The organism is Roseovarius sp. MBR-6, assembly GCF_040547525.1.
Classification (GTDB): Bacteria; Pseudomonadota; Alphaproteobacteria; order Rhodobacterales; family Rhodobacteraceae; genus Roseovarius.
Genome location: NZ_JBEPPW010000015.1, coordinates 77,367 through 89,872 on the forward strand (window position 1 = coordinate 77,367; position 12,506 = coordinate 89,872).

The window sequence follows — 12,506 nt, forward strand, 5'->3', positions numbered from 1 at the left end:
AGAACTCTAAATGGCAAACCGATCGCACCGCAACGCAGGTCACCGCGCAATGAATGCGCTTCGTAAGTCTGGCGGAAAGCACTCGTCTGAAGCGTCACTGTCCATTAATCAGGCCCAGAACACGAGGCACATATTTGATGTCGCCGACTGCCTTGACGCTTTGGCGAAACTGCCAGATGATTCAGTTCAGCTTATTATTTGTGACCCACCCTACAATATCATGTTGGCGGATTGGGATAATCGTGTCGATTATATTACTTGGGCAAGTCAATGGCTCGCCGAAGCGGAGCGCGTTCTGTCGCCAACCGGGAGCATCGCCATTTTTGGTGGCTTGCAGTATCAGGGAGAGGCTGGTTCTGGTGATCTGATTTCGATAATTTCGCACATGCGAAAAAATAGCAAAATGCTGCTCGCAAATTTGATTATTTGGAACTACCCCAATGGAATGAGTGCGCAGCGGTTTTTTGCGAATAGGCACGAAGAGATTGCTTGGTTCGCGAAGACGAAAAAGTACTTTTTTGATCTCGACGCTGTTCGGGAGCCGTATGACGAGCAAACCAAAGCGGCTTACATGAAAGACAAGCGGCTCAACCCAGAGTCTGTCGAGAAGGGAAGGAACCCGACCAACGTCTGGCGAATGTCTCGCCTGAACGGTAACTCACTTGAGCGCGTCGGGCATCCTACTCAAAAGCCCGCTGCGGTCATAGAGAGGCTAGTTCGCGCCCTCTCTTTCCCCGGCTCCACCGTACTTGATTTCTTTGCGGGTAGCGGAGTTACCGCCCGTGTCGCAATTCGAGAGGGGCGAAACAGCATATGTACTGATGCTGATCCCGTTTTCCGCGACTACATGGCGAAGCAGATCGAGTTCCTCGAGGCAGAAGGGCTTCTAAACACTGCGCGTCAGTACGAGATCTTACAAGGACTTGAGAATCTCGAAGCGGCTCATACGCGAGGCGCAGCTGTATCACCGGCGGCCGCGGAATAGCTGATCGAAATAGGCAGTTGGCGAGACTGCTCGCCTCCGCTTGTCAACTGATCACTTCATCCAAGCCGACCGGATAGCGCCCTTCGCCTCATGCGTCGGCGTCGCCCCAGTTTTCGACGCCGCCACCTCCTCGTTCAGCCTGAGCCCCATGCTGATGAGCCCGTGCAGGGCGGCGTGGGCGTAGACGAAGGTGTCGAGGGCCTCGTTGCGCTCGCCGTCGCGCTTGGGTTGCCAGGAGCGGATGGGGCGTCCGCGCTCGAAGCGGGTGACCACGCGCTCGGCGGTCAGCTGGCGGAAATAGTCGGCGTCGAGGCGGCGGGGAAAGTGGATCGCGCCGGGGCCGGGTTCGGTCAGGCGCAGGCGGGCGTAGACGGCGTCCTTCACCGCGTCCACGCCGACGATGAAGAGCGGGATCTTGCCCTTGTTCGTCCGCGTCGGGCGTCGCGGCCAGACCGGGATGCCGGGCCCGCCGCGGCCCTTGATGGCCCAGATGCGGCGGGCGAGGCGGGTGCGGCAGAACTCGTAGGCCATCTTGGTGTGGTGGCCGCCGGTGTCGATGGCGGCGGCGCGCACGGGGAGTTCGAGCCCGGCGGGATGCGGGAAGGTCGCCTGCAGCACCATGTCGAGGTCGGACCAGAGCCGCGGCCCGGACGGGTCGCCCCAGAGCACGCGGTAGTCGATCACCCACGCCTCCTCGTCGCGGCCCCAGCCGAGGATCTGCACCTCGATCCGGTCGCCCTGAACGTCGACGCCCGCGGTGAGCACGGCGACAGAGGCGGGCAGCGCCTCGCCCCAGTCCTCGCGCCGCGCCATCAGCGGATCGGCCGGGACGGTGTCGCCCGCCTGGTCCTCCCAGGACTCGCCCAGCTTGGTGTTCACCCAGACCTGCAGGCGCGCGGGGTCCTTGCGGACGCGGCCGTGTTCGGCGGCTATATCGGCCCAGGTCTCCCACGGGGAATAGAGCGCGGAGAGGTGGAAGCCCGCGGTGCGCCCATCGCCCTCAGCCGTCGCGCGCCATTCCCCTGCGGCCAACAGGTGCGGCTTCTCGTGCTCGTGGTGGATGCCGCCGCAGGCCTCGCAGACCAGATAGGCCTGGTCGCGCTGCCCCTCGGGCCAGCGGATGCGCGCCCAGGTGATCGGGGCCATGTCGCCGCAATGCAGGCAGGGGACGTGGTAGAAGCGCCGGTCGCTGTGCTCGAACGCGGCCTCGATGCGGGAATGGCCCTTCAGGGTGGGCGTAGAGACCATGTAGATCTTGCGCCGCCCGCGGAAGGTGGCGGTGCGCTGGATGGCCAGATCGACCGGGTCGCCCTCGCCATCGGCGTCGCCGGGATAGCCGTCCACCTCGTCGAGGAACAGGTAGCGGACGGGCGTGGAGCGGAGCCCCACGGCGCTGTTCGCGCCGGTCATCACCAGCTGGCCGCCGGGGAAGGACTTGCGGAACAGGCTGTTTCCGGCGTCGCGGGAGCGGGGCGCGGCGACCAGCTCCCGCAGCGCGGGCGTCGCCTCGATCAGCGGGTCGATGCGGACGGTGGTGTTCCGGCGCACCATGTCGAGCGAGGGCATGACCAGCATGGCTATGCCGGGCGCGTTCTGGATGATGTAGCCGAGCCAGTTCAGCCCCGCCTCCGAGCCACCCGTTTGCGCGCCCTTCATCAGGACGACACGCTCGTAAGGGCTGGCGGTCGAGAGCGCATCCATCACCGCGCGCAGATAGGGCGTGCGGTCGGTGCGCCAGCGGCCCGGTTCGGCCGAGGTCGGCGGCAGGATGCGGTGCCGGTCGGCCCAGTCCGAGACCGGGATCGGCGGTTCGGGGCGGATGCCGCGCCGCCAGGCAAGGTCGATGTCAGGCACCATCGCCAAAACTCCCCAGCGGCAGGTCGGCCAGGTGTTCGAGATGCTCGCGCATCATCCGGTCGAGCGCGGCGAAGGTGGCGCGGGGATCGGCGCCGACCTCGGCGGCCAGCAGGGGCGCTGTGCGCTGGACCCATGCCATGTGAGCGTCGCGTTCGGCACGGGCGCGCGCGAACACCGTGCGCGTGGCGGCGGCGGTCTCGACCAGCTGGCCCTGTTCGCGCTCGAACGCCAGCTTGGCGCGCTGGACCTTCACGATCTCATGCAGCCGCTTGGCCTCGGCCAGCGTCGTCGCCGCGCGGGTCGGGCTGGCGGCGCCACCCTTGTTGCGCCGGGCGGGGTCGAGGTTGTTCTCGATCCAGGCGAGCCCCACCGCCACGTCGATCCGCCCGTCCGCGCGCACCGGCAGGCCCTCGGCCACCAGTTGCGAGATGCGGCCCTTGGTCAGCCCGACGCGGGCGGCGAAGGCGGTCTTGGTCTCATGGCTGTCGAGTTTAGTCATTTCCGCCCCCTGACGCTGGCGGGCTTATGCGCTGCGCGTCCCCACATACGAATGTGCGCAGGAGGAACCGCCCGGTGGACTGCGACCCGGCGTTCCCGTTCGCACACGACGGTTCTGAAGTTTTCGCGCGGCGTGCCGTGCCATCCCGCCGGTTGACGATCTGTCTGGTGGGGATGGTGGAGATTGGTGGGGTGATCCGGCCTGCCCCTGTAAACTGTCATTTCACGCATGGTGGTGTGATGCATGGCGTCACGTGTCGTGACCTGCCACGTCGCTGACACTTCGGGCGACAAACACAGATTTGGCCGGGGACAAGTCCACCAAACCCACCAAACCCACCAGACGGATCGGGAATGAGCGTCACGCATCGGCACGGCTCCGGAGAACTTCAGAACCGTCGTTGATCGGCGCGGCCCCGGTCTCCGCGGTCTCCAGCTGCCAGCGCGCGCGCCCTGCCGACAAGCCTGCGGAGACTAGGCGCAGCCCGTTCACGATGCGGTTCTGCTGCCCGCCGATCCACTTGCCGAGCCGCCCGCCGTTGATTGCGCCGCCTTCGCCCGCCACGCGCAGCAGGGCCTCGCGGAACTCGGGGTGGATGAACTCCGACCGACCGTAGAGCTGCGGGCGCTGTTCCGTGGCGCGCTCGATGATCTCGCGAACGCTGACCCGGTCCATGCCGATCACCTCGCGCCATTGCTCCAGCACAGTGGTCAGGGCTTCCAGCTTCGGGTCCGCCCCGCGCATGCCTTCCATGGTCTCGCAAGGGTCGGCCTCGCCCAGCCAGATCAAGGCGTCGCGAACCCAGCGCGACCAGTCGGTGAAGGAGCCGAGGGGCGCGCGCATCTCGGGCCGACCGGCGATGTGGTAGGCGCGCAGCACCGTCAGCCCGGCCGTGACGTAGTCGCCGCGCTGCGCCGTCACCATGGCGAGCGGATCGCGGTCGAAGGCGCGCAGCTCGGGTCGCTCGACGCCCGCATCCAGCGTCGCCCGGATGGAGCGGCGTGTCATGTCGCCCTCGAGAGTCAGGTTGTTGCCGGTGGCGAAGACGGCGGCGTTGCTTGGCACCTCGGCGTTGACCGACTTGCCGAGGATGCGGACCTTGAGGCTGGTCTGGGTGAGGGTCTGGCACAGGAGCTCGCCGCCCAGCGGTTCCTCGCAGTTGTCGATGGCGATCAGGACGTCGCCCGCGATCAGCGCCGCGCCCAGCCGCTTCTCCATCTCCTCCTCGGACTTGCCCTGCGCGATCACCGGCGCGGGGCGGGCGGTGGCGATCTGGCTCGCCAGGTCGACCAGCATGGATTTGCCCGTCCCGGCGGTCGGCGCGTTGAACCCGTGCAGCGGCGCGGTCGGCAGCGACCGGCGGATCAGCGCCGTGAGGATTCCGGAGAGCGCGACCGACCGGTCCGCGTCGGTGACGAAGGGGAAGGTCGAGATCAGATCCTTGAGGAACCCGAGCGCGCGCAGGGCCGTGGCCCGGTCGGGATCGCGCGGCAGGGCGGGGAAACGGACATCCTGCGGGTCGAACAGCAGCCCGGTCTGCGGGTCATAGCCGGGCAGATCGAGGATCGAGCCGTCGGGCCGCAGGGTCGGGCAGTTGATGATGCCGGTCAGCACTGGCAGCCGCCACTGGCCTTCGCGGACGAGGAAGGTCTCGGCGATCTTGTGCGGGCAGTCGGTGCTGAGCCACTCACCCTCGCGCTTGTCGAACCGCTTCCAGTTCGCCGCGCGGGTGAAGGCCTCGGCCATGTGGTGCGCCTTGACGTCCACCAGCCGGGGCGCATCGACAGTGCGCCCATCCGAGACCGCCACCGGCACCATCGCCGGGCGCACCACCATGCTGCCTCGCTGATAGTAGCCGAGCCCCGCCTGCATCAGCGCGCCCTCGGCCATGTCGACGGCCCGGTGCAGGAAGCCCGCAAAGATGCGGATCACCGGGCGGCCGTCTCCGTCGTCATCGTCGGCATCCTGGCCGTCGGGAATACGATCGCGCGAGGTTCGCACCCGCTCCACCCGTTCCGCGCGCCAGCCGTTCTGCCGTGCGAGCCAGAACAGCGTGCCCACGGTCACGCTGCGCACGGATGAGAAGCTGTCCCATTTCTCGGCGGTGTAGGCAGTGTCGTTCTTCGACGCCTCGGCCGACCAGGTCTCCCAAAGGTCGCGGCCATCGGGACCGAGTGCTGCGTAGAGCGCGAGCCCGACCTTGATCCAGTCGTCGTAGGGCAGCTCGTCGTTGCGAATATGGGCGACGGCTTCCTCGATCAGCTCGCGCGACGGGGCTTCCTTCTGCTTGAGCCCGGCGGCCTTGCGCCCATCGCGGTCGATCTCGCGCCGGTCGGCGGTGGTCTGGCCGCCCACCTTGCGCAGGTACTCCTCGGCCGCCGCGATGAAGGCCGCGCAGCGGTCGCGGCTGACGATCGGCAGCTCGTGCAGCGGCACGTCGAGCGGCGAGCGTTCCGGCCAATGATAGGGTGCCTTCGTGTCGGGGTGGATGCCGAAGGCCACGAACTGCTGCCCGGTCGCCAGCACCTCGACCCGCGCCACCGTGCCGTCGAGCATGTGGAACTCGCTGGTCTGCACCTTGTCGAACGGCGCATCGGTGCGGAAGGCCAGCAGGATCTTCGGTGCGCGCCCGATGCGAGAGGCGGTCGACATGCCGAGCATTTCGGTGGCGATGCAGGTCAGCCGGTGGGCATGGTCGCGATCCAGCACGTCGATATCGACGCCGACGAGCTCGCCGCAGAGCAGGCCGGTATTGGTGCAGTTGCGCTGCGCCTTCGTCCAGCGCGCGATCTCGGCCTCGTCGGCGCTGGCGCAGACCGTCTCCCAGCCCTTCATCATCGGCCGCTTGCCCGCGCCCTTCATGGCGACATGCGCGCCCAGAACCGGGATCGGGCGATAGCCGTTGCGCTGCAACCGCAGGCGTAGCTCGGTCGGGTCCTCAATCTCGGCCGCGACGGGCGCCTCGGTGGACGCATCCGCCGACGCCTCGTCGCGGGCCATGTCTTCGGTCGTGCGGATGGCGTCCTCCATGGCTCACTCCCCGTCCAGGACCCAGGCGGCGAAGTCGTCGTTCCAGTGCTCCTCCGGCCCCTCGCCGCTGCCGACGAACCGGACGAAGCCGTAGTAGACCTTGCCGGTCAGATGCCGCGGGTCGCGCTCGTAGGACGTGGTGCCTCGCAGATCGTGCTCGAGCTCGGCGCGGAGACGGTCCAGCGCTGCGAGGGACCGGTCGGCTTCCAGATAGGTCAGGGTGCCGGGCACCGCCGAGGTCATGACGTGCATCAGTGCGTCACGGCACTCACGGAGGCGATTGCCGATGACAACGTGGTCGTCGGTGGAGAGCGGGATGTTGAAATCGTTCATCGCGCGGCCTCCTGCTGCTCGATCCAGTCGATGAGCCGCGATTTCCGCGCGCAGATCACGTTGCCCATGCGGAAGGTAGGCATCCGCACCTTGGCCTCGCTGGCGTAGTAGTAGACCTTCCGCCGCTCCTTAGCGTCGCCGAAGACGAAGATCGCGATGGCGTCCGCGCCCCGCAGCAGATCCTCGGCCAGCGCCGGGCAAGCCTCTCCCGTGGCGGGTCCAGCCCGCATTTCCGTTTGCATGTCCTGTCCTCCTAGCTGCGGATCAGCGCGCCCAGCGCGATGATCGTTCTGTGGCCGATGGCGAAGGTGATCATGGCATCCCCGCCAGCGGCGAAATCCTCCTGTTCAATTCGCTCCCGCTCCGGTCCTTCCGGGATGCCAAAGGTGGCGATCAGCACCGGCTGCGGTGGCGCCAGTTCATTGCTCGAGCCGCTCAAGGACACCGATGCCGTCCGGAACCGCCGCTCGACCTCGATCTTCATGAAGGGCAGCGCCACTCCGTCCAGGGCCTTGTGGAGCACCTCGTCTCGCGCCGCCGCGATCAGGCCCGACAGCATCTCCCCGAAGTCCCGGACGACAAGGAGACCGCGCATCGCCGGCGGAAGGGCCAGCCAGTCTTCCTCTTCCCCCTCCGCCGCGGCATCGCGGCAGTGAACCGCCTCCATCGTCAGGCTGCGGAACCTACGCACGGCATCGACGGCATCCTTCACCTGATCGGCCGCCATGATCGCCAGCAACAGATTGGCGCAGTCATCGGGCGTCATGTCGGCGGCGCCCGGCCCCCTACCTCCCGTGGAAATGAGCCTTTCCTGGCGCAGGGCGCGCGCGATCACCGCCACGGTCTGCTCGGGCATCGGCAGAATGCGGGCGAGAGTGGGGATGAGATCGCTGAGCTTTGCCATCGCGGGCGGGGTCTCCTGAGCTTGTTTCGGACCATAAGTCCAAAACTTCTGGCGCACAAGAGGGTTTCGGAGTAAAAATCCTAAAGTGGACTCCACCCCGGTCGCTTTCGCCTCGCCAACTCGGCAAATGCATGGCAGCACGACAGGCTGATCGGGCTCAACCCATTGGCAAAGCGAGGTAACCCATGGCCACGATCCGGAAGCGAACACTGCCCTCGGGCCTCGTGCGCTGGCAGGTGGATTTCACCGACCAGGGCGGCAAGCGCCGCTCGAAGCTGTTCCCGCGCCGGAAGGATGCCGACGTCTATCTGGTGAAGGTCCGCTCGCTGGTCGCCAACAACACCTATCTGGCCGACAGCGAGAGCATCACGGTGGCCGAGGCCGCCAAGGCGTGGCTCGACCATTGCGAGGTGCGCTACAAGACAGGGCGGCGGATGGAGCGCTCGACGCTGCGCGGCTACAGCGACTATGTGCGGCTGCACATCAAGGATCCCGAGGTGGGGATCGGAGACAAGCTGATCGCCCACCTCACTCGCCGCCATGTCAACGAGTTCCGCGACCGGCTGCTGCTGAACGGGCGGTCCGAGCATCTGACCCGCCGCGCCATCTCGGTGCTGAAGCTGATCCTCGACCACGCCATCGACAACGGCCAGCTGTTCACCAACGCCGCCCACGGCGTCCGGATCATCAAGTCCAGCCGGATCGACCATAAGGCGCCCGTGCCGTCGAAGGAGGCGATCCGCGCGCTGATCGAGGCAGCCGACGAGGATTTCAAGCCGCACCTGATCGTCTCGGCCCTCGGCGGTCTACGCGCGTCCGAACTGCGGGGCCTGCGCTGGCAGGACGTGGATTTCGAGAAGGGCTTCATCCACATCCGCCAGCGCGCCGACGCCTACAACCAGATGGGCGAGCCGAAATCGCGCGCGGGCTATCGCGACATCCCCGCCGGGCCGATGGTGCTGAACGCCCTGCGCCGCTGGAAGCTGCGCTGTCCGAAGAGCGAGCTCGGGCTGGTGTTCCCGGCGCCGCGCGGCGGCGTTCTCCAGCACACCAACACGCAATCCCGGTTCCGCAAGCTGCAAGAGCAGGTCGGCGTGAAGCTGCGCTGGCACGACCTGCGCCATTTCGCGGTGTCGCTCTGGATCGAGCAGGGCTTCTCGATCAAGGAGATCATGACCTTCGCAGGCCATTCCTCGATCCAGATGACCATGGAGCGTTACGGCCACCTGTTCCCTTCGCCCGACCACCAGAACGCCATGGCCGAAGTCGAGGCCAAGCTGCTGGGGTGACCGATTCCGAGCGGCGGCTGATGAATGCTTCGCCCGGTTCACCCGTATGACCCGGATCGGCCCTCACCAACGCCCCTGTTGCGGGGCTTTGAACCGCTCTACCGAAATGGCTCAGGCTCATAGGCTGCCTTGGCCACCACCTTGCTGGCATCCCCACGCGACCGATATCGGCCAATCATGTCGCCGCTGGCGGCGTCGTCGACCTCCTGCACCCGATAGAGCGTCAGGCTCTTGTCACTGTTGGGCTTGAGTTGGAAGACCCGGCCGTTCTTGCGGCAATAGAAAAATTTCGAGCCCTTGATCTGGGTCCACGGACAATCGGCATAGGACAGGAGCCGCCGCTCCCGTTCCAGTCGCGCCTCTTCCGAGCGCCGCTCGGCCTCCGCACGCTGCTCATCACGCAGGCGCTGCCACTGCGCGCCCACGTAATCCGACAGGTGCCCGATGATGGCGGGCATTTCCGTGCCAGCCTCTTTCTCGGCCTGGTAGATGGCCAAACATTCGGCCTCGAGCTTCGGTTCCGGATCTCCGAGGTATTCCTCCTCGATCATGGCCTTCATGCGCTGCTCGAGATCGGTCATCGTCAGAGCCGGGCCAGGCAGGCCATTCAGGAAGGCGAGCATGTCGTCCTTCGGGATCCAGCACTCTATTGCCGCCGCCAGGACCTTGTCCCGCGGGCCTTCCCATTTCTTCCAGACGGAGCTGTCCTGATCCAGCTTCGTGACGATCTCGATGGCCAGTTTGGCGAGGGACCGCTGCTCTCGCATATGACGCATGGACGGGCTTTGCTCATAATCAGCCAGTAGGCTGTAAACCACTGAGGTTCGCTGATTCATGAACATGCGGCTTTCCCGTTTCTTCCCAATGATTTGCGTCTGCTCCGTGCGACACGACGCCGACGTCGCCAGTCCAGAATCCCTTTAAATCTTTGCTATTCAAACACTATTTTGGCCCCGTCGGGTTGTCTCATAACCTGAAGGTCGTAGGTTCAAATCCTACTCCCGCAACCAAATTCTTTAACTTTTCCAAATGGTTAGAATCCGACTTAAACAGTCGGGTTTTGGCTTGTCCAAAACACATCAACGCCACATCAACGTTTGAAGAGTCGCGTTGAAAATATGTATGAAAATCAATGACCTAACATAAGTCCCGATGTTCATGGTCACCGACCAATTAAGTCTGGCCCGGCCGAAATCCTTGTGGCAGCATTCCACCATGATCGAGTTTCGCACCCTTCCCGATGACCATCCTGACCTTGCGCATTCGCCATTGCTGCGCGCGGCGCTGCTGACACTGCGCTACGCGCAGGAACACGGCGCCATCGGCTTGACCAAGACCAAAGCGTTCAAGCGCGTCTTCGTCCATTGGGCGGTCGAGAACAGAGGTGGTCGCAGAAATTCGGACCAGTTGTTAAGGTGGATCGCATGACGAGAGAGACGATCCATGATGACGAAGAGAAAAATGCATACGCCTGAGTTCAAGGCGAAGGTCGCGCTTGAAGCGATCCGAGAAGAGATGACGCTGGCCGAGCTGTCGAAGAAGTATGGCGTGCATCCGAACCAGATCAGCACCTGGAAGCGCGCGGCGATCGAGAATATGGCCACGGCCTTCACCCGGCGGGGCGCTGATCCCGGGAAGGGGAACGAGGCGGAGATCGAGAAGCTGCATTCGAAGATTGGGCAGCTGGTGGTGGAACGGGATTTTTTAGCCAATGCCTCGGTTCAACTGCTCGGGACGCGAGGCAAAAAATGGTGAGCAAGGATCATGAGCTGAGCCAGCGGCGTCAATGCACGCTGCTGCAGCTGTCGCGCTCGACGCTGTATTACCGGCCCAGGGGCGAAAGCGCCGAGAATCTGCGGTTCATGGAGATCATCGACAAGCAGTTCCTGGAAACCCCGTGGTATGGCTCTCGCCAGATGGCGCGGCACATGAAGCGGCAGGGTCACGAGTGCGGTCGCCACCGTGTGCGCCGCTTGATGCGTCTGATGCGGTTGGTGCCGATCTACCAGGAGCCCAACACCAGCAAGAAGCACCCGGCGCACAAGATCTACCCCTACCTGCTGAAAGGGCTGGCAATCACCCGGCCCAACCAGGTCTGGTGCGCCGATATCACCTATATCCGGATGGAGCGGGGCTTCTTGTATCTGGTGGCCATCATGGATTGGCACAGCCGCAAGGTTCTGGCCTGGCGGTTGTCGAACACGCTTGAGGCGGATTTTTGTGTCGCGGCTCTGAAAGAGGCCCTGGCCGAATACGGCCCGCCGGAGATCTTCAACACCGATCAGGGATCGCAGTTCACCAGCGGCGACTGGATCGATGAGCTGAAGGCGGCCAAGGTGAAGATATCGATGGATGGCAAAGGCCGCTGGATCGATAATCGCATGATCGAGCGCCTCTGGCGATCTCTGAAATACGAATGCGTTTACCTGCGCGCCTTCGAGACCGGGTCACAAGCCCGGGAGGGTATCGGCCAATGGCTCGCCTATTACAATGCCGAACGGCCCCACTCGACCCATGGCATATTGACCCCCGACGAGGTCCATGCCAGCAAAACGGAACCCATGAAAATGGCAGCCTGATGTGAAACCCTGATCCACCTTAACTGGGCTGCATTCTGGTCGAAAAAGCAGGACCACCTCTATTGACCAAAGACCGCGACGTGCTCCTGGCATTCTATGACTTCCCCGCTGAACATTGGAAGCACATCCGCACAACCAATCCCATCGAAAGCACCTTCGCCACGGTGCGGCATCGCACTGGCAAAACCAAGGGTAGCCTCAGCCGCAAAACCGGGCTCGCCATGGCCTTCAAGCTCATGATGTCAGCCCAGACAAAATGGCGCAAACTCGATGGTGCCAACCGCATGCCCGAAATCATCGAAGGGATTGAATTCAAGGAGTAACGCTCCGGCGGGGGCCGTCTGACTTCGGCGACGATCCGATGGTAAGTCCGACGTTATGTCCGACTTTATCAACCGCCCTCAAATCGAAGTTCTGTCTGCCGCCGATGGTGTTCGCCGTCGGCATTGGTCGGATGAGGACAAGCTGCGCATTGTCGAGGAGAGTTTTGTCGGCCACGGGCAAGTGACGGCGACGGCGCGGCGGCATGGAGTTTGCCGGTCGCTGCTGACAGTCTGGCGTCGGCAGTATCGGAACGGTGAGTTGGATGGCCCTCGCCCGACCTCCTTTGCCCCAGTGGCCGTGATGCAGGATATCCCGACCACTCGGCCCGGTCCGATTGATGCTCCTGATCTCTCACGGACCTCTCAGGTGGAGATTGTCTTGGTCAATGGCCGTAGGCTTGTCGTGCCCGCCGGGGTCGAGCCTGAAGCGCTGGCGCGGATCCTGTCAGTGGTTGACGGGCGATGATCGCGTTTCCAGCGGGCGTGAAGGTCTGGATCGCGGGTGGCGTCACCGACATGCGTCGCGGCATGAACACACTGGCCTTGCAGGTGCAGGAAGGGCTCGGACGCGATCCGCACGCGGGCGAGATATTCTGCTTCCGTGGCCGTCGCGGCGATCGCGTTTCATAATGCCTCTCCTTCTTCAGAATCCAGGCAGGGTCATGGACTTATCTGCCATTTTATCAAGGGCTTGCCTCGGCCGGCGT

Annotated in this window: 12 protein-coding genes and 2 pseudogenes; 7 read left to right on the forward strand and 7 right to left on the reverse strand. The window is 64.4% G+C overall.

The window, feature by feature from the left end; genetic code table 11:
- The first annotated feature begins 49 nt into the window (after window positions 1-49).
- Window positions 50-985 carry a DNA-methyltransferase gene (locus ABIE57_RS16140; protein ID WP_354540054.1) on the forward strand — a complete coding sequence of 312 codons (936 nt, stop codon included), beginning with the start codon at window positions 50-52 and terminating at the stop codon, window positions 983-985.
- Window positions 986-1,036: 51 nt separating this feature from the next.
- Here ABIE57_RS16140 and ABIE57_RS16145 read toward each other — a convergent pair whose 3' ends face one another.
- The 6 genes from ABIE57_RS16145 to ABIE57_RS16170 form a co-directional block, all read right to left on the reverse strand.
- Window positions 1,037-2,842, reverse strand: a complete 1,806-nt coding sequence (locus ABIE57_RS16145) for a phage terminase large subunit family protein (RefSeq protein ID WP_354540055.1) — start codon at window positions 2,840-2,842, stop codon at window positions 1,037-1,039.
- Window positions 2,832-3,341: a hypothetical protein gene (locus tag ABIE57_RS16150; RefSeq protein ID WP_354540056.1), complete on the reverse strand. Its 510-nt coding sequence runs from the start codon at window positions 3,339-3,341 to the stop codon at window positions 2,832-2,834. Before ABIE57_RS16150 ends, ABIE57_RS16145 begins: the two co-directional genes overlap by 11 nt.
- Before the next feature lie 360 nt (window positions 3,342-3,701).
- Complete coding sequence (locus ABIE57_RS16155; RefSeq protein WP_354540057.1) at window positions 3,702-6,371, reverse strand: PriCT-2 domain-containing protein; 2,670 nt, start codon at window positions 6,369-6,371, stop codon at window positions 3,702-3,704.
- Between the two features lie 3 nt (window positions 6,372-6,374).
- The gene (locus ABIE57_RS16160) at window positions 6,375-6,704 is read right to left on the reverse strand and encodes a hypothetical protein (RefSeq protein ID WP_354540058.1); all 330 of its coding nucleotides are present in this window, start codon (window positions 6,702-6,704) and stop codon (window positions 6,375-6,377) included.
- Complete coding sequence (locus ABIE57_RS16165) at window positions 6,701-6,934, reverse strand: hypothetical protein (RefSeq protein ID WP_354540059.1); 234 nt, start codon at window positions 6,932-6,934, stop codon at window positions 6,701-6,703. The genes ABIE57_RS16160 and ABIE57_RS16165 overlap by 4 nt, the downstream gene beginning before the upstream one ends.
- A gap of 23 nt (window positions 6,935-6,957) precedes the next feature.
- Window positions 6,958-7,608, reverse strand: a complete 651-nt coding sequence (locus ABIE57_RS16170) for a hypothetical protein (RefSeq protein WP_354540060.1) — start codon at window positions 7,606-7,608, stop codon at window positions 6,958-6,960.
- A 185-nt stretch (window positions 7,609-7,793) separates the two neighbouring features.
- Between ABIE57_RS16170 and ABIE57_RS16175 the strand changes: the two genes are divergently transcribed.
- Window positions 7,794-8,897: a site-specific integrase gene (locus ABIE57_RS16175; RefSeq protein WP_354540061.1), complete on the forward strand. Its 1,104-nt coding sequence runs from the start codon at window positions 7,794-7,796 to the stop codon at window positions 8,895-8,897.
- Between the two features lie 98 nt (window positions 8,898-8,995).
- On the opposite strand, the gene ABIE57_RS16180 is transcribed toward ABIE57_RS16175, so the two are convergent.
- A complete protein-coding gene (locus ABIE57_RS16180; RefSeq protein ID WP_354540062.1) occupies window positions 8,996-9,739 on the reverse strand; it encodes a hypothetical protein in 744 nt (247 codons plus the stop codon).
- A 373-nt stretch (window positions 9,740-10,112) separates the two neighbouring features.
- Between ABIE57_RS16180 and ABIE57_RS20630 the strand changes: the two are divergent.
- The 5 genes and pseudogenes from ABIE57_RS20630 to tnpB form a co-directional block, all read left to right on the forward strand.
- Window positions 10,113-10,277 (forward strand): annotated as a pseudogene (locus ABIE57_RS20630) (hypothetical protein); the annotation flags it as partial.
- A gap of 63 nt (window positions 10,278-10,340) precedes the next feature.
- A protein-coding gene (locus tag ABIE57_RS16190; RefSeq protein WP_454283761.1) for an IS3 family transposase occupies window positions 10,341-11,476 on the forward strand; the annotation gives its coding sequence in 2 pieces (ribosomal slippage) (window positions 10,341-10,611 and window positions 10,611-11,476; 1,137 coding nt in all).
- A gap of 62 nt (window positions 11,477-11,538) precedes the next feature.
- Window positions 11,539-11,799 (forward strand): annotated as a pseudogene (locus tag ABIE57_RS16195) (transposase); the annotation flags it as partial.
- 55 nt (window positions 11,800-11,854) lie between these two features.
- Window positions 11,855-12,265, forward strand: a complete 411-nt coding sequence (tnpA, locus tag ABIE57_RS16200) for an IS66-like element accessory protein TnpA (protein WP_354540064.1) — start codon at window positions 11,855-11,857, stop codon at window positions 12,263-12,265.
- A 17-nt stretch (window positions 12,266-12,282) separates the two neighbouring features.
- Entirely contained in the window at window positions 12,283-12,429 is a 147-nt protein-coding gene (tnpB, locus tag ABIE57_RS16205; protein ID WP_354540065.1) for an IS66 family insertion sequence element accessory protein TnpB, read from the forward strand.
- Window positions 12,430-12,506: the final 77 nt, after the last annotated feature.